We start from the raw sequence: 18,681 nt of genomic DNA, 5'->3' as shown, positions 1-18,681 counted from the left end.
TTATTATAATTCTATGCTTGTTTAGATTTTATTAGCTTTATAGCGACCTTTAGTACTTTTTCCCCATTCATAGTTCCATAATCAACCTCATTGATTATATCTATAAGTTTACCTTGAGCTTCAAACTTTGGTTTTAATTCCTTTAACATGTATTTAACTTGTGGTCCTAATAATATACAATCTGGATTTTTTTCTTCAACTATTTTATCAATCTCTGCTATTGGAAATGCCTCTACTTCTATTGGTAAATTGTGTTTATCTGCTACCTTCTGCATTTTCTCTGCAAGTAAACTTGTTGACATTCCAAAGCTACAAAACAAATATATTTTTCTTTTCATTCTTTTAAATCCCCCTTAATTTTTTATTTTAATTTTTGAATTTCTTTTCTTAACATAATCATTTCTTTTATAAGATTTCTCTCACTCATACAAGTCATTAAATGGTCTTGAGAGTGAATCAATAAGATAGATATATCTGACTTATCTCCTCCAGCTTCCTTTTGTATAAGTTCAGTTTGTACTTTATGTGCTTTTAAGATTTCTTCATTTGCACTTTCAATTAATTCATCTGCTTTTTTAAAATCGTTTTCCTTTGCACAGTCAAGTGCTTCATAAAGTATAGATTTTGCATTTCCAGCATGAATTATAATCTTTAAAACTATTTCTTCCATTTTTTCCTCCTAAGTTGCTTCTCTTTTTTAGCTTATTTATACCTTACAAATATATAATACCTCACAAAAACAAAAAAACATGCACAACTTTTTCCATCACATGGAAAATTTTGTGCTTATCCATAGTTCACTATGAATTTTATATAAGAATATCTTTTACTTTTTCAATGTCACATTTACTTAAAATATCTAGCATATTTTCATCTTCTGTTAGATTAGATATTTCTTTAAATAACTCTCTAAATATTTTTCTATCATCATCCTTTTTATAAGCTAATAAAAGTATAAACTTTATATCCTTTCCATTTCTAATTTTTATTGGTGTTTTTAACCTTGCAAAACATAGAACAGATTGCTTTATATATTTCATATCTCCATGAGGGAATAGTATTCCTTTCCCAACATTGGTTGGGTATGACTTTTCTCTTGTTATAATAGATTGTAAATACTCTTTTTCTGCATAATGTTTTTCAATTAATAAATTAGTTAAATATGTTATAGCTTCATAAATATCATCATGCTCTAACTCCCTTATTAAATAATCAGACATCATTAATCTGTTCATAAGCTTATATGAAGTATCTTTTTCTTTTATTTTGTTTGTAAAATCTTTGAGTTTATTCTCATCCTCATCAGTAAATAATGGTGTTGTTATAAAAATTGGCTTTTGAACATTCTCATACTCTTGAAATGCAATTATAAAATCTATTGTCTTATTAAAGTTATCTCTTTTTAAATCTTCCTCTCTTAATGTTTCAATAATTTCTATGTTATTAAATCTCTTTTCTATTTTTACTTTTAATAGCATACTTACTCCAAAACTAAATGGACATACAATACTCGCTTTTTTATTTGATTCCTTTTTATTGTACTTTCTTTCTAGAGAGGTTTGAAAGTGAAGTGTAAGATAGCCGATTTCATCTTCAGTTATTTTTTTACCTTTTAATTCAATTTCTATTGAACTTGATATTACTGTAAATAAAAAGCAAAATTTAGTCTTTATATTATCTAAAAGTGGATTTTCTAAGTAAACATTACTTTTCATTTGGTGCATTGTAACATTCAAATGACATATTAATTGCTCATAAAGTAATATATCATTATTGAAATTTATTCCTGATTCTTCCGATACTAAACTTATAATTTTTTTTGTATAATTTACTAATTCTTCATTTAGATATAATGATTTTTTAGTATTACTACTATTTATTTGTTTATTCATACCAAATATTAAAGATTCTATAAATAATTTTTCTTCATAATTTAATGCTATGGATAAATTAGATTTTAGCTCATCTTCTATACCTAAGATAAGCATTTTTAGTTTAAGTTCTTTCTTAGCATTTTTTACTTTTAAAGAGTTTCCCAGCCTTATTCGTATTATGTTTATAAGAAAAAATAACATCAATTGCTTAAATGATATATCTGTAAGTCTTATCTCCATATTATCCTCTATAGTAGACATTATGTTTTTGACAATTATTATATCTACTATATGGAAATATTCTATTTCATCTATGTTTAACCTGTATCTATCTATGTATTTAAATAAGAATGATACTAACATTATCCTTATGTCTTTCTCATCCCCTTCAATATATATACCACTACCTTTTTTAGTTGAGACATTTAGATTATAATTATTTAATGCCACTGATAATTTACTTATTTCTTCTCTGACAATATTTTTATTTATATACAACTTATTCGATAAATCATTTAAAGTAACTTTTTTATTATTACAAAGTATTAAATTTAATATCTCAACTTGCTTATGAAGCTCACTATTTACTCTTTTAACTTCACCTCGTAACTTCTGATTTACCAGTATTTTATCTGTATCATCTCCACTAAATTTAATTCCTATATTAGGTTTTCTTTTAATATAAGCATTACAAAAAGTAGATAACCATTCGTCAATATATTTGCAATCATTTCTTATTGTCCTTTCCGAACACTCAAAATCATTGGCAATCTCATTGACATTTATAAACTCTTCTTTTAATAGCAATGTTGTTAATAAATTTTCTTGCCTTTTATTCAAACATATCACCTCTTTATGACTCAACCTAAATTTATTATATGTAAAAAAGAGCTATACATAAAGGTATTATGCTAGCTCTCTTTTAATATGATATTTAGCTGACCTGGTTTTTGACCCCACACTCGCCTACTGGAGGGTTCGCTTGGGTTCGCCGCACTACTACTCTCTCTCGATTTTATTATCGGTAGGTCTTACTTCTAAGCCGCACCATGATCATTAACCCAATTTTTAGTGTTAACTTACGTGGATCCCTTTGCCTGCGACTGGCTTGGACTTTCAACCACAGACCTAAATATCACTTATCCATTTTAATATTTTAAATTAGAATTGTCAATATATAAGATTATTCCATAACATAATTATCGTTTGCTTTTGTAAGTAAAGTCAATACAAAGACCTTATTAACACCAGATAACTTTAAAAGTTTAGAAATTTCATTTGTTGTAAAACCAGTAGTAAATATATCATCTATTAAAAGTATATTTTTATTATTTATTAATTTAATATTTTCTTTAACAACAAATACATTTTTTAGTTCTTCTTTTCGTTCCTTTTTGTTTAATTTATATAGCATTCTTGTATACTTTTTTCTACTTATACAATCCAATAATGGAATATTTATCATTTTACTTAAATTAAATGCTATTTTTTGTGCCTGATTAAAACCTCTTTTATTTAGTCTTTTTTTATGAAGTGGAACAAATAATATATAATCAAATTTTATGTTTTCTAAATACAATTTTTCTTTCATTATCTGAGCTATATACTTAGCCATAAATGTTTTTTGATTATATTTCATCCCTAAAACTATCTTTTTGGTTACATCATTGTATTCAATGCAGGATATTGATTTGTCAAAATAAAAATCTTTATTAAAACAATAGCTACACTCTTCAACAAACTCTTTTTCGATTGAATGACGTATTATTGGCTTTCCACACTTCATGCAACCATCCTGTATAAAATTCATTTCTTTAAAACAGCTTTTACATATTGAATATGTATTTGTTTTCTTTATGGATTTATCACAAATTATGCAACTTATATTCTCAGGATATATAAAATCCAGACATTTATTAATCATATTTTTAAAACTCTTAATAAAATTATCATTGCATATTCTCATATTTATTCTATCAACAGCCCTTCTCGCTTAAATTTATTCAGCTTATACCCTAAATTTGAATACCGTTGATTAACTCTATTATTTTTTATCATATATTCAAGATATTTCACATCTCCAACTAATACAACTAATTTTTTTGCTCTTGTTACTGCTGTATATAATAAATTACGGCTAAGTAACATAGGAGGAGCCCAAGTTATTGGCAATACTATAACTGGAAATTCACTTCCCTGACTTTTATGTATCGTTGTACAGAAACTATGGTCAATTTCATCTAATTCATCATATAAGTACGATACGATTTTAATTTGATCAAATAATACATAAATAGTTTTCTTATCTTTATCTATGTGATAAACATATCCTATATCTCCATTATATATACCTTCTCCACTTTCTTTTTGGTCCTCTGTTTCCCACTTTTTTGTATAATTATTTTTTACTTGCATTACCTTATCGCCAACTCTAAACAATCTTTTAGAAAAACTTTCTTCAACTTTAAATTTTTCTTTTTTGTTAAGATACTTTTGTAACTCTATATTGAGATTAGTAACTCCTAACTCACCTTTTCTCATTGAAGATAAAACTTGTATATCTTTTAATTTATCAACTTTATAAAATTTAGGTAATCTTTCATTAACTAATCCTATTATTTCATTTAAAATTTCTTCATTAGTTGATTTTCTTATAAAAAAGAAATCTTTACCTTTTGTATTTAGATAAAGTGGCTCTCCATTGTTTATCTTATGAGCATTTACAATTATCATACTCTCTTGTGCTTGTCTAAATATTTCATTTAATTTAACTACATTTATAATACTAGAACTAATCATGTCCTTAAGTACATTTCCAGCACCTACAGAAGGTAATTGGTCACTATCTCCAACCAAAATTACTCTTGTCCCTAACTTTATAGCTCTAAGCAAGTTGTACATTAAGATAATGTCTACCATTGATACCTCATCAACAATTATTACATCTGAATTTATTGGGTCTTCTTCATCCTTAAAAAAAGTTAAATCATCATCTGTTGAGAATCCCATTTCTAATAATCTATGTATAGTTTTTGCTTCTTTATCAGAAGTTTCACTCATTCTCTTTGCTGCCCTTCCTGTTGGAGCTGCTAAAGTTACACTTTTCCCATTGTTTTCAAATATATCTATGATAGCATTGATAGTAGTTGTCTTACCAGTTCCTGGACCACCAGTTATAATTAATACTCCACTATTAACAGACTCTTTAACTGCTAAAATTTGTTTTTCTGCTAGCTTAATTCTCTTATCTTCTTCTAAAATTTTAATCTCTCTATCTATGTCTATTTTTAAGTCTTCAAATTCATATTGTGATAATTTTACTATTTGACTACATACTCCATTTTCAGCTAAATAGTACGGCATAAGATATATAAGATTTTCATTGTTTACTTTCTCTATATGTATTTTTTGATTATAAACTAACATCATTATACACTCTTTTATTATTTCTCCATTTAGTTCCAATAACTTTTCTGAATCTTGTATTAGAACATGCTCTGGTAAATATGTATGCCCATTACTTAAAGATTTATTCAAAGTGTATAAGATTCCTTGACAAATTCTATCTTTAGAGTTTTTATCTATACCAATTTTATTTGCTATACTATCAGCTACCTTAAATCCAATTCCTCTTATATCTTCAGCAAGTTGGTATGGGTTTTTATTTATAACTTTTATTGCCCTGCTTTTATATTTCTTATATATTTTTAGACAGTAATTTGGTGTTATTCCAAAAGGAGATAGCTCTATTATTATACTTCTCAATTCTCTGTCTTCTTCATAACTTTTTACTATTTGTTTTACTTTTTTACGCCCTATGCCCTCTACTTCTTGTAGTTTTTCTGGTGAATTTTGTATCACATCTAACGTATCTACACCAAATTTATCAATTATTCTCTTAGCCATTTTTTCGCCAATACCATGTATCATTCCAGAAGATAAGTAAACATAAATTCCTTCTAAGGATGATGGTGTTACTGGCATAAAACTATTCACCTCAAATTGAGTCCCATAAATCTTATGGTTTACCCACTTTCCTTCAACTTCTATGCTTTCTCCAATTGCCAAAGTAGGCATACATCCCACAATGACAATTTCATTATTTCCATTTACCAAATGAGCTATTGTATAGCCATTATCTTCATTTTTAAAGACTATTTCACTTATCATTCCTTCTAATTTTTCCATTTTTATCTCCTAAAAATACTAATAATCGCTCTGTTTAAACGTTAGTATACTTACTATGTTAAAACTATGATAGTCTTAGAGAAGCTTTTATATTTTTATACTTAACGTAATTTCCAACTATTATACATTTTATCAGAAACAAAAAAGATCTGCATCCAAAAAATATGGTACCTTAAAATATAGGTACCATATTTAACTAGTTATTCTATTTCAATTACTCTATATTTAAAATACAAATCAAATTTCACAAATAATATTATAATACTAACTTATTTCAGATTTATTTTCTTTATATCCCTCGGTTTTAGTGATTCTTCTATAAAGCATACATAGTAAAATTAAAATTCCCATGTAACCTGTATATGGATATAGAGTTCCTACTAACTTATCAAATGGTAGTAAACCTCCTATACAAGCTAATATACTTACTACTATTGTTATAACTTTAAATTTAGGATGGTCATCTTCTACAAATCTGTTAGTTACTGACCATAACAATGGTACAGCTGTAGTGTATATTCCTAATAAAAGTACTACTGAGAATAAAATGCCTATTGTTGGAGATATCTTATCAGCTAAGTAAAGTGATGGTATCTCTTTTGTGTATATATTTCCTATATCTGAAAGTAATGCTAAATTCATCATTATAGCTGCTGCCATAAGGGCTATTCCACCTACTATACCACCCCACACTGCATCTTTTTTATTTACTGCAGAAGCTCCCATTCCTGTCAAAAATGTTATTACTATTATTACATTATAACAAGTATAAAGTACTCCTGAGAAATATCCATTTGATGTAACAGTTTTAATGTTTAAATTATCAACCATAGTCCCAGCATCTGATAAAGCACCAATATTACTAAATAAACTAATTGCTCCTACTAAAAGTGTAAATATTATTATTATAGGACCTATATTACCTAGTATCTTAGAAAGTCTTGTCAAACCTAGTGAAACAGTTATTAGGGAAACTATTGCCATACCAATCCTACCCACATATGGATTTAATCCATAGTATTCTGACAATGTAGCTCCTGCTCCTGCAATCATTATTACTAATGTTCCAAATAAAAATAATGGTCCAAACCATTCAAAGAATGTTCCAAGATATTTTCCACAATATACTTGATAAATCTTTATTGGTTCTTTAAGCTTCAATTCTCTTCCCTTCTCTATAACTTCTGCTCCAAACCATGAAAATAATAACATAGATATTATTCCACCTATAATACCAGCATATCCATAAAACGTAAAAAATTGCAATATTTCTTGACCAGTTGCAAATCCAGAACCTATTACAGTAGCTACATAAGCTCCAGCAAAACTTATAACAGTTTTAATATTTACTTTACCTGACATACACTACTCCCCCTAATTAAAATTATTTTTAAAGTGTAAGTTTATTAAGATTATATTAGACTCGTTGGTGTGATATTTTAATACATTTGTAATTATTTAACATTAGTTAACACATTCTTAACCATTTTTTAACATATATCCCATAATATATATAAATTTAGTATATAATTGTAAAACAAAATGTATTAATCTAATTAAATACGGTTTATTTATTATATGATGAGAAATTAACATTTATTAAAAATATTTAACTCATAATAAAAAAGCTATTAGAAAGTAATCATAAAATTACATTCTAACAGCTTTTTAGTTAAAAATTATTCACCTAAAGCATCTTTTCTTAACTGTTCAACTTTGTCAGTTCTTTCCCAAGGTAAATCTATATCTGTTCTACCAAAGTGACCATAAGCAGCAACTTTTTTATAAAGAGGCTTTCTTAGACCTAAGTCTCTTATTATCGCTCCTGGTCTTAAATCAAAGTGCTTATTTACTAATTCAACAAGTTTTTCTTCTGAAACTTTACCTGTCCCAAAAGTATCTATAAATATAGATAATGGTCTAGCTATACCTATAGCATATGCAAGTTCTATCTCACATTTATCTGCAAGACCAGCTGCAACAATATTTTTTGCAACATATCTAGCTGCATAAGCAGCAGATCTATCAACTTTTGTAGGGTCTTTTCCTGAGAAAGCTCCTCCACCATGTCTAGAATATCCACCATAAGTATCTATTATTATTTTTCTTCCTGTAAGACCTGTATCTCCTTGAGGTCCTCCTATAACGAATCTTCCTGTTGGATTTATATAAATTTTAGTTTCTTCATCAAGTAATTCTGCTGGTATAACCTCTTTAATAACATGATTAATTAAATCTTCTCTTATTTTATCATTTGATACTGTTTCACAATGTTGAGCTGATATAAGAACTGTATGTACTCTTACAGCTTTACTTCCTTCATATTCAACAGTAACTTGAGTTTTTCCATCTGGTCTTAAATAATCAACTAGACCTGTCTTTCTAACTTCTGTAAGTCTTCTTGATAATTTATGTGCCAAAGATATTGGAAGTGGCATTAATTCTGGGGTCTCATTACATGCAAATCCAAACATTATACCTTGGTCTCCAGCTCCAACCTTTTCTATTTCTTCTTCTATCTCTTCTCCAGTCTTACTTTCTAGACCTTCGTCAACTCCCATAGCTATATCTCCAGATTGTTCATCTATAGAAGTTATAACTGCACAAGTATCACAATCAAATCCATATTTTGCTCTTGTATATCCAATTTCTCTTACTGTTTCTCTTACTAACTTAGGAATGTCTACATAAGCAGATGTACTTATTTCCCCTGCCACTAAAACTAAACCAGTAGTAACTGTAGTTTCACAAGCTACTCTAGATTGTGGGTCTTTTTCTAATAATGCATCTAATATTGAATCTGATATTTGGTCACATATCTTATCAGGATGTCCTTCTGTAACTGATTCTGACGTAAATAAATGTCTTGCCATTTTTATTCCCCCTTATCCATTCTTAATTTTTATTATAGGTTTTACCTTATTTCTAATTTTAGAAACTTTACTCAAAATAAAAAACCTCTCCTTTATAAGAAGAGGTTAATAATCGTAATTATATACTAATTAACTGACCTCATCTTTCAAGACTTTTGTCTTGTAGGAATTAGCACCTTTTCCCATTTGGGTGGTTGCCGGGCTTCACAGGGCCTATCCCTCAGCCTCTCTTGATAAGGTAATCAAGATTTAAGTTTTGTTTTACTTTATTAGCTTACTATTTTTTTTGAATTTTGTCAATATTTTTAGTCACATTTTTTCTATTCCTTTTTTTGTAAGACAAATAAAATATTCTATCTATCTGAAATTTAAAGTTAGGTCTTTTTAATGCTTTTTATTCATATATTTTTTTGAAGGGGGTGTTCCTATTGTATTTAGCTAAAGTAAATTACAGCGATGATGATGTTATACAGATGCTAAGTTCAGTTCTAAAAACTATAATTAATGAAAATACGATTGTTGTTTGCATAGGAACAGACAGGGCTATAGGTGATACTTTAGGCCCTTTAGTTGGAACAATACTTAAAAACAGTAAATTTAAATACCCCGTTTACGGTACACTAGATAACCCTATTCACGCCTTAAATATATATGAGTCTTTAGATACTATAAAAAATACACATATACAAGGTAACTTCTTAGCTATAGATGCTTGCTTGGGGTCGCAGAGTAACATAGGTAATATACAGATTAGAGAAGGACCTATCCTGCCCGGAAAAGGTGTTGGTAAAAAACTACCTCAAATAGGAAACTATTCTATAGTAGGAATTGTAGATAAAATTGATGAAAATAATAAACTTTCATTTAATAATATACGTCTTAGCTTTATATTGGACTTAGCCGAAACAATAGCTTTAGCTTTATTAGTATCCACCTAATCCCAATATAAACCAACTGATAAAATTTTTTATATAAAAAGGTAGATATTTTAGAGTATCTGATTAAATACTCCAAATTATCTACCTTTTTACTTTTATATTTTAGATTTCTACTTTTCTACTAAAGCAAACATTAATTCACCTTTACAGACAAGTTCTTCACCGACATATGCCTTAGCATCTGCCTTAGCTATATTTCTTCTAAGAGTTGTCATTTCGACTTCCATAGTTAGTGTATCTCCTGGTCTTACTTCTCTCTTTATTCTAACTTTATCTATACCTGCAAATACACCTAATTTTCCTTTATTTTCCTCTACAGACATCATTGCCACTCCACACACTTGTGCTAGAGCTTCTACTATTAGCACTCCTGGCATTAAAGGATATTCTGGAAAGTGCCCTTGGAAAAATGGTTCATTAACTGTTACATTTTTTATGCCAATAGCTCTTTTTCCAACTTCTAACTCTGTAATCTTGTCTACTAATAAAAATGGATATCTGTGTGATAGTAATTCTTTTATTTCATCTATATTTAACATTCTAAACTCTCCTAATTATTTTCTTCTGAAAGACCCACCCGTTTCAAGTAAGTCTATTGAACCTAAAGCTATTCCTGTACCTTTTGCAACACAAGATAATGGTTCATCTGCTATTGTAACAGTTATTCCTGTTCTCTGTTCTATTATTTTATCTAATCCATATAATAATGAACCTCCTCCTGTCATTATTATACCAACATCTCCTATATCTGCCGCTAGCTCAGGAGGAGTTTTTTCTAAAACAGCATGAGTAGCAACTACTATTTGCTCAACACATTCTCTAAGTGCTTCTAACATTTCTGTTGAATTTATAGTTATAGAACTAGGAAGCCCTGTAATTAAATTTCTTCCTGTTATCTTCATATATTTTTCTTCTTCTCTCTTAAATGCAGAACCTATTTCAAACTTGATTTTCTCTGCTGTTCTTTCTCCTATAAGAAGATTGTGTTGTTTTTTCATATATTTAACTATAGCATCGTCAAATCTATCTCCACCAACCTTTATAGATTCACTTACAACAGCTCCTCCTAGAGATATTACAGCTATATCTACAGTACCTCCACCAATATCTATAATCATATTACCATTAGGCTGTGATATATCTACACCAGCTCCTATGGCTGCTGCTATTGGTTCTTCTATGATATATACTTCTCTAGCCCCAGCTTGCCTTGTAGCATCTTCTACTGCTCTTTTTTCTACTTCTGTGACACCTGTTGGTACACATACCATAATTCTTGGCATGAAAAATCTTCCAAATCCCTTTTTATCAACTATCTTATCTATAAAAGATTTTAACATCTTCTCAGTTACATCATAATCTGAAATTACACCATCTCTTAAAGGTCTTATAGCGACTATATTACCTGGTGTTCTCCCTATCATCTTTTTAGCTTCTTCTCCCACAGCTAAAACAGAATCTGTTCTCTTGTCTATCGCCACAACAGATGGTTCTTCCAAAACGATTCCCTTACCACTAACATAAACAAGCACATTTGCAGTACCTAAATCTATGCCTATATCAGCTCCAGCCATTTTTTCAACTCCTTTATTTATAATATTAGATTATAAGCCTATTTTAATACTCCTATAATAAAGCATATACAAAAATCTCGCTTTAATCAAGAGAAAATAAATGTTTTGAGAGTATTATTATTTTGCTATTTATAATTATTTAATATATTTCTTTATATAATTTAATTCAATAAAAAAAGTAGGCTTTTAACCTACATTTTTTTATGTTCCTTCTCATATTTTAATTTCGTTGCTAATCCCCCTCTAATATGTCTCTCTGATTTATTTTTGTCCAGCACATTTTTAACTTCTTTGGCAAGGGATGGATTTATTTCCTTCAATCTTTCTGTAACATCCTTATGAATTGTACTTTTACTTACTCCAAATGTCTTGGCGGTTTGTCTTACTGTAGTGTTTTTTTCAAGTATATATTTTGCTACCACTATGGCCCTTTCCTCTATATGAGATCTCAAAGATTACCCCCCTCACATAATAGCTTTAATGATATATATGTAAAAACACCAAAAAATATAACAAGCTTAACCAAATATGATTAAACTTGTTATATCTTTACTTAATTAGACTCATTGGGTCTATAGATTTTTCTCCACTATATGCCTCTAAATGCACATGTATGCCCTCTTCGCTTTCTATTTGAGAAGTACTGCCTACAGTACCTAGAGATTGTCCTTCTGTTATCTTCTGTTCTTTCTTAACACTAACATTTTCATCTAGATTTGAATATACTACTACAATGTTATTGTCACTTTTTATTTTTACTGATTGTCCATATTCTTCATCGCTAAATACATCTACTACTATTCCGTTTAATAGAGATTTTATTTCTTTACCTTTAGTACAACTAACATCTACACCTTTATGAGTTTCCCAGACATCTAGTGTTTTAGAGTAACTAGGTTCTTTCTCTGAATATCCTCTTATTACTTTATCTCCAATGTAATTTAATTTTGTTGCACTCGATTTATTTTCCTCTTTTGACTTAGCTTTTTCTAAGTTTTGTTTTGAATCCGTTGCAGTAGGAATAGCATCTTTCTTATCTTTTTCAATTAAATGTATTTCCTCTTCACTATCTTTATTAGCATTTTCTATCATGCCTTTATTAGAAGCCAATTTATCTACATTATTATTTGTAAACCAAACTCCACCTACTGCTAATAAACAAACACATACAAATAAAGATAAATAAAAACCATCTTTTTCTAACAGCTTTTTCTTCATTTTGCACCTCCAAATATATTTCTACATTTGGATTATTGACTTGTTTTTTGCATTTTATACAATTATTAGTATATATCTTTTATTTTTGTATCGGTGTAATAATGTGATAATATATCATGATATTTATAGCCCTCTTCTGCCATTCCTTCTGCTCCCCACTGGCTCATGCCAACACCATGACCATATCCTTTTACCACAAAATCTATGTATCCTTCTCCAAATTTTATGTCAAAGTTTGCAGAGTTCAACTTAAAAACAGTTCTAATGTCTTTTCCAGTCAATTCTTTATTTCCTAATTTTATTTTTTCTACAGTTCCAGCATCACTTCTTTTAGTTATTAAGACTTGTTTACTTAAATTATTAACATCTATCACAATAGTGCTATATGCTCTTCTAAGACTTTTAACAAAATCTGTGTTACTTATTTTAAGTGTTGATGCAAATTTAGGTGAATACTTATCATAAGGACTTTCCACAGACTTTAGATAAGGATATTTTGCAGAAAATACTTCTTCACTATTTTCTGTTTTTCCTGAAGATGTAGAAAAATAAAGAGGAAGTATTGCCTTATCATTATAAGTTATTATTTGACCTTTAGTTCCTCTAACTGCATCTTGGATTTTAGAATATTTATTCTTAATCCATTCTTCACCATTTAGCTTTTTAAGAGTATCATAACTCTTATATTCTTGACAGTGTTTATAATCAGTACATACTACTGCATTTTTATGTTTGCTTGATTTACTATGTTCCTGTTTATATACTACATATGTTCTAGCTGCTACAGATTGAGCTTTTAAAGCTTCTATATCAAACTCTGAAGACATCTCACCAGCTAGTACTCCACATAAATAGTTCTCCATGTCCATTTTTTCAGTTTTCCCTGTTATATGATTATACACATTGATAATAGGTGCTTTTTTATTTACAGTTTCATAGTTCATCATGTTTTTTTCTTCTTTATTACTGTTATCCTTAATATCACTTTTTTTAATAGTTTTGTTTATAGATATTGATCTTTCTGGTTTTTCAGTTAACTCCACATTTTTATAAGACACTAAAGTTATAAGTGACGGAACTAACACAGAGCAAGTCACAAATCCTAACAAAACAACCAATGGGTTCTTCATATACTCTCCTCCTTAGCTTTTAAAACCTTGTATTTAAGTATATGAACAACCCTATTAATTTATAACTTTCTTATATAAACCAATTATTAATCTTCTACTATTTCGATTTGACCACCTAATGCTGTTATCTTCTTATCTATATCAACGTAACCTCTTTGAATATGGTATATTTCTCCTATTTGAGTTTCTCCTTCTGCTATAAGACCGCATAAAATAAGGGCTGCCCCAGCTCTTAAATCAGTAGCGTTTACTGCTGCACCATGTAGCTCATCTACACCATTAACAACCGCACTTCTTCCATCTATTTTTATATTAGCACCCATTCTATTGAACTCAGCAACATGCATAAATCTGTTTTCAAAAACAGTTTCTATAACTACACCAGTTCCATTAGCTACAGTAAGCATAGCCATAAATTGTGCTTGAACATCTGTAGGAAAGCCCGGATGTGGTAAAGTTTTTATATCTATTGGTTTTAATACCTTTGGACCTACAACTCTTACAGAATTGTCCATTTCTGTAATTTCACAACCAGCTTCTCTTAATTTAGCTACAACTGGTTTTAAATGCTCCATTAAAACATTTTCAACAGTTATATCGCCTTTTGTCATAGCTGCTGCAACCATATAAGTTGCTGCTTCTATTCTGTCTGGAATTACATTATGTTCTGCTCCTTTTAGCTCTTTAACACCTTTTATCTTTATAGTATTAGTACCTGCACCTTTAACATCTGCTCCCATTTCGTTCAAGAAGTTTGCTAAATCTACTATTTCTGGCTCTTCTGCTGCATTTTCTATTATTGTAGTCCCTTCTGCTAAAGAAGCTGCCATCATTATATTTTCAGTTGCTCCAACAGATGGAAAATCTAGATACAATTTATTTCCTACTAATTTTTCTGTTGCTGCTTCAACAAAACCATGGTCCATCTCTATCTTTGCACCTAAAGCTTTAAATCCTTTTAGATGTAAATCTATAGGTCTTGTTCCTATAGCACATCCTCCTGGCATAGAAATTTTCGTACTATTAAATCTAGCAAGTAATGGCCCCATAACCAAAAAAGAAGCTCTCATCTTTCTTACAAGCTCATATGGAGCTTCACAAGTTTTTATATCACTTGCATCAACAGTAAGTGTATTTTCCTTATATTCAACTTCTGCTCCTATATGTCTCAATAAATCTGATATAACATGAACATCTCTTAAATTTGGTACTCCATTTAATGTTGATTTCCCGTTTGCTAATAAAGTCGCTGCTATTATTGGTAAAACTGCATTTTTTGCACCATCTATTTTAACACTACCTTTAAGTGGATTACTCTTTTTTACTATTATCTTAGCCATATTTTTTGATCTCCTCATAATTAATAATCTAATTTTATAATTGGTGTGGCAATATATATGAGTGTTTTTTCGTCATCCTCATTATATTTAATTCCTATATTTAAATTAATTTTTTCCCCTAAATATTCTAAATCATCATCATTTAATACTTTACTATATGCTGTTATAGATAAAAAGTTTACGTCTTTCACTTTATCTATTTGCTTAGCACTCATATTATATAATATTTTTTGTAAAATATCATCATATTTGTTGTTTTGTAACCTTTTTGTGTATTCTCCAACAATACAAGCAGACACATCTACTTGAGATGAATATTTATTTAACACATTTTCTACGTTACTATAAATATCCTCTTTATGTTTATATACTTTGTTGTCCAATATGTCAACTATTATGTAACTTTCTTTATTATTTTTATTTATTCCTTTTATAGAAATTTCTTTATCGCTACCTTTTATAGTAGCACATAATTGTATTTTATCGCCAGACCCTTTTTGATTCCAATTTATTCCTTTTTTATCTAACTTTAGATTGTTAATTATTTCTATAAAAATGTTATGAAACTCTTTATTTGATAAATTATAATTTATAACAGAATTAATTTTAACATTATAAAATTTAAAATCTGCTTCTGAAATTTCAAGAGCATTAGTTAATCTATTATATCTAGTATTTATACTTGTATCTGCATAAGATATTGTCATTCCTATAATCATCAATATAAGAAAGCTTATGGCTAATTTTATTCTTTTCATAATAAAAAATCCCCCTTAAATATGTTTTTCTGTATAACAGAATTATTAACAAATTTAAGAGAGATATACTTTCTCAATATGTATTTTTATACATTTTTACATTTTATATCAATTAAATGTCTTTCAAACTCTTCAATACCTATTCTCTCTAATACTTTACTTATTCTTTCTCCTGGACTTGCTAATTTTTTATATGTATTAAACACATCTTGCACTAATTCTTCTATATTCTCTTCTGTATATAAATTACTAAGTCTATCTCCAAATCTATAACCTCTTCCCATTCTACCACCAAGATAAACAGCTAATCCTTTTTTATCAATTTCCATAGCTCCAAATGGACATACCTGAGCACACTTCCCACAATTTACACACTCATCTTTACTCCATACTAATTTTTTATTTTCCATATAAACTGATTTTTGTCTACATGATGATGTACATAATCCACAATTCTTACATTTATCTTCATTAAATTTTACATATGCTTGTCCTACAATACCCACATCATTAGTATTAGCCTTTGCACAATTGTTTGGACATCCAACTAAAGTAATCTTAGTCTTAGATGGCAAATCACACCCAAAATATAAATCATGTAACTTTCCACATAGTTTTTGTGTATCATATATTCCATGTTGACATACAGTGCCTTTGCACGCAACTAGTGGTCTTACTTTTTTTCCTGTACCACCATGTTTTAAACCCGCTGCTTTTAAATCTTCTTTTATTGAATCTATATCTTCATACTTTATCCATGGTATTTCAACAGCTAATCTAGTTGTAACACCTAAATAACCTCTACCATATTTTTCAGATAATTTTGATAAGTTGATAAGCTGTTCTGCTGTAAAGTTCCCAGCTCTACTTAATATTCTTATTGAGAAATATCCTTCCTGACTTTGAGCCAATATACCTTCCGCTTTCAACTTTACTTTTTCGTCTTTGCTAATCATATCTCACACCTCATAATATAAATAAATTTATAATTCTATGTTGCTAATAATATGTTTAAATAAGTTGTATTTATGTAATCATATTCTAACTACTTTTATATTTTAAAACATAATAAAGGTATATTCAACTTAATAAAATGAATATACCTTTGTATTAAATAATTCTGTTGTAATTTCAAAGACTCTATTTGTGTTCTCCCACTTCAATTAGATTTGAACTATCAAGACTCCAGCCCATCCATCCATCACTATAAAGAGAAGTCTCCTCAACTCCTATGACATTTGCATATGTTAATACCTCAGCAGCACGCCATCCACTTCCACACATAAATATAAGCTGTTTATTTACATCTATATTTTCTTTATTCCACATTTCTAAAATCTCATATTTATTTCTCATTGTATTATCAATATTACGATATTCTTCTAGTGAAACACTATCACTGCCTGAGTGTCCATATAAAGCTCCTGGTATACGCCCTTTTTTATCATAATATGTATATCCAGATACTTTGCCTATATATTCATCCCAAGTACGGTTATCTACTAGTATAAACTTATTTTTGTCTTTTAGTTTTTGCTTTAATTCAGATGTGGTAACAACTAATTGTGAGTTAACTGGTATATCTGCTCCAAAATTAGTACATGAATTCTTTGGATTACTAGTAAATTCTAATTCGTATCCTGCTGACAACCATGAATTTATTCCACCATTCAAAACTCTTACATCTTTTACTCCTATATATCTCAATATAACAGCTAATCTATAAGAAGCCATAGATGCACTACTTGAAACTATCACGGTATCATTCTTTGTGAATCCATAGTCTAAAGCAAACTTAGTTAAGTTATCATCATTATCAAGCATCCATGTTGGAGGAGGTTCTATAATATCGGTATTTACATGAACACTTGTAGGTATATGCCCTTTTGTATATGATTCTTCTTCTTCTCCCCAGCTTGCTTCAATCATTTTTATATTCTTGGAATTTTCAAATGTCTCAGGCGTTTTTCCATCCAATATATCTTTTATTATAAAAGCAGGAACTATCATTTGATAATTTTTATATCTTTCCATTGGAAGATTTTCGTTCTCTGCCCATTGTTTAATATCATATTTATATAGATTTTTATATCCTTTTTTAGATAAATAATCTGCTACAATCAAAGCATCTTTTCCATTTGCATCATATAATACTATATTTTTATCTAAATCAATTTTCTTAATTTTCAGTGCTTGTTCTAGTACTTCATCTTTTTTATCTGAATATACACTTAACCAATTAGCAGAAAAATCTACTGCTCCTTTTATATGTCCACCTCTTTTTACTCCATCTAATTTCCAGCCATTATACACGTCATTTAAGCGAGTATCAACTATAATCCAAGAATTATCTTGAACTTTTTCTTGTAAAACTTCAGTAGATATTGCCTTAAGATTAACAAAATAATCTTCTTTCTTTTCTTTTTTAAAATCATATGCCATAATCTATACTCCCATTTACAAAAATTTTTTTATTTAAAAGTATTTCACTAAGATAAAATAATTTTCTTATAACCTATTAACTTCTTTATATTCTTTTATAAATAGTTCCTTATATTTTTTCTTTTAAACTGCTTAAATTATCTTCTAACAAGGTTACAATATATTATGTGTTCTAATCTTTCTCATAATCCTTTATTATTCCTTATACTTGATATAGACTATATATATTTATTATTCTTACAAATGCTTTAATCTCAATCTTTTTATAAGATTTATTATAGCAAAAACAAAACAGATTTAATACTTATTAAAAAAGCTCATCCTATAAAATACAAATAATAGGATG

17 protein-coding genes and 1 riboswitch are annotated in these 18,681 nt (G+C 28.7%); of the genes, 1 reads left to right on the top strand and 16 read right to left on the bottom strand.

Annotated features, from left to right (window positions below):
* Positions 1-11: 11 nt before the first annotated feature.
* The 7 genes from JJC02_01245 to JJC02_01215 all read right to left on the bottom strand — a co-directional run bounded on the left by JJC02_01245 (position 12) and on the right by JJC02_01215 (position 8,935).
* The gene (locus JJC02_01245; protein UDN54854.1) at positions 12-338 is read right to left on the bottom strand and encodes a PTS sugar transporter subunit IIB; all 327 of its coding nucleotides are present in this window, start codon (positions 336-338) and stop codon (positions 12-14) included.
* Between the two features lie 23 nt (positions 339-361).
* The gene (locus tag JJC02_01240; GenBank protein ID UDN54853.1) at positions 362-670 is read right to left on the bottom strand and encodes a PTS lactose/cellobiose transporter subunit IIA; all 309 of its coding nucleotides are present in this window, start codon (positions 668-670) and stop codon (positions 362-364) included.
* 139 nt (positions 671-809) lie between these two features.
* A complete protein-coding gene (locus JJC02_01235; protein UDN54852.1) occupies positions 810-2,723 on the bottom strand; it encodes a transcription antiterminator in 1,914 nt (637 codons plus the stop codon).
* A gap of 334 nt (positions 2,724-3,057) precedes the next feature.
* Positions 3,058-3,840 (bottom strand): ComF family protein, encoded by a 783-nt coding sequence (locus JJC02_01230; protein ID UDN54851.1) that lies wholly within the window; start codon positions 3,838-3,840, stop codon positions 3,058-3,060.
* A gap of 2 nt (positions 3,841-3,842) precedes the next feature.
* Positions 3,843-6,062 (bottom strand): ATP-dependent RecD-like DNA helicase, encoded by a 2,220-nt coding sequence (locus tag JJC02_01225; protein ID UDN54850.1) that lies wholly within the window; start codon positions 6,060-6,062, stop codon positions 3,843-3,845.
* A gap of 264 nt (positions 6,063-6,326) precedes the next feature.
* Positions 6,327-7,424 (bottom strand): hypothetical protein, encoded by a 1,098-nt coding sequence (locus tag JJC02_01220; GenBank protein ID UDN54849.1) that lies wholly within the window; start codon positions 7,422-7,424, stop codon positions 6,327-6,329.
* Positions 7,425-7,741: 317 nt separating this feature from the next.
* The gene (locus JJC02_01215; GenBank protein UDN54848.1) at positions 7,742-8,935 is read right to left on the bottom strand and encodes a methionine adenosyltransferase; all 1,194 of its coding nucleotides are present in this window, start codon (positions 8,933-8,935) and stop codon (positions 7,742-7,744) included.
* Between the two features lie 136 nt (positions 8,936-9,071).
* A riboswitch (SAM riboswitch) is annotated at positions 9,072-9,175 on the bottom strand.
* Positions 9,176-9,363: 188 nt separating this feature from the next.
* On the opposite strand from JJC02_01215, the gene yyaC reads away from it, so the two are divergent.
* The gene (gene yyaC / locus JJC02_01210; GenBank protein ID UDN54847.1) at positions 9,364-9,873 is read left to right on the top strand and encodes a spore protease YyaC; all 510 of its coding nucleotides are present in this window, start codon (positions 9,364-9,366) and stop codon (positions 9,871-9,873) included.
* A 110-nt stretch (positions 9,874-9,983) separates the two neighbouring features.
* On the opposite strand, the gene fabZ is transcribed toward yyaC, so the two are convergent.
* From fabZ to JJC02_01165, 9 genes are all read right to left on the bottom strand, one after another.
* Positions 9,984-10,412 carry a 3-hydroxyacyl-ACP dehydratase FabZ gene (gene fabZ, locus JJC02_01205; protein ID UDN54846.1) on the bottom strand — a complete coding sequence of 143 codons (429 nt, stop codon included), beginning with the start codon at positions 10,410-10,412 and terminating at the stop codon, positions 9,984-9,986.
* A 15-nt stretch (positions 10,413-10,427) separates the two neighbouring features.
* Positions 10,428-11,447, bottom strand: coding sequence for a rod shape-determining protein (locus JJC02_01200; protein UDN54845.1), 1,020 nt, complete (start codon positions 11,445-11,447; stop codon positions 10,428-10,430).
* 191 nt (positions 11,448-11,638) lie between these two features.
* Positions 11,639-11,899, bottom strand: a complete 261-nt coding sequence (spoIIID, locus tag JJC02_01195) for a sporulation transcriptional regulator SpoIIID (protein ID UDN54844.1) — start codon at positions 11,897-11,899, stop codon at positions 11,639-11,641.
* A 97-nt stretch (positions 11,900-11,996) separates the two neighbouring features.
* Positions 11,997-12,665, bottom strand: a complete 669-nt coding sequence (locus JJC02_01190; GenBank protein UDN54843.1) for a M23 family metallopeptidase — start codon at positions 12,663-12,665, stop codon at positions 11,997-11,999.
* 65 nt (positions 12,666-12,730) lie between these two features.
* A complete protein-coding gene (spoIID, locus tag JJC02_01185) occupies positions 12,731-13,795 on the bottom strand; it encodes a stage II sporulation protein D (GenBank protein ID UDN54842.1) in 1,065 nt (354 codons plus the stop codon).
* Positions 13,796-13,881: 86 nt separating this feature from the next.
* On the bottom strand, positions 13,882-15,135 hold the full coding sequence (gene murA / locus JJC02_01180; GenBank protein UDN54841.1) for a UDP-N-acetylglucosamine 1-carboxyvinyltransferase: 1,254 nt from the start codon (positions 15,133-15,135) through the stop codon (positions 13,882-13,884).
* A 20-nt stretch (positions 15,136-15,155) separates the two neighbouring features.
* Positions 15,156-15,893, bottom strand: coding sequence for a YwmB family TATA-box binding protein (locus tag JJC02_01175; GenBank protein ID UDN54840.1), 738 nt, complete (start codon positions 15,891-15,893; stop codon positions 15,156-15,158).
* 86 nt (positions 15,894-15,979) lie between these two features.
* Complete coding sequence (locus tag JJC02_01170; protein ID UDN54839.1) at positions 15,980-16,849, bottom strand: 4Fe-4S binding protein; 870 nt, start codon at positions 16,847-16,849, stop codon at positions 15,980-15,982.
* A gap of 184 nt (positions 16,850-17,033) precedes the next feature.
* Positions 17,034-18,335 (bottom strand): thiosulfate sulfurtransferase, encoded by a 1,302-nt coding sequence (locus JJC02_01165; protein UDN54838.1) that lies wholly within the window; start codon positions 18,333-18,335, stop codon positions 17,034-17,036.
* Between the last annotated feature and the right edge of the window lie 346 nt (positions 18,336-18,681).

The organism is Clostridioides sp. ES-S-0054-01 (genome assembly GCA_021561035.1).
Lineage (GTDB): Bacteria > Bacillota > Clostridia > Peptostreptococcales > Peptostreptococcaceae > Clostridioides.
Note: the sequence above shows the minus strand (reverse complement) of the source record. Positions and strands in the feature narration are given on the sequence as shown.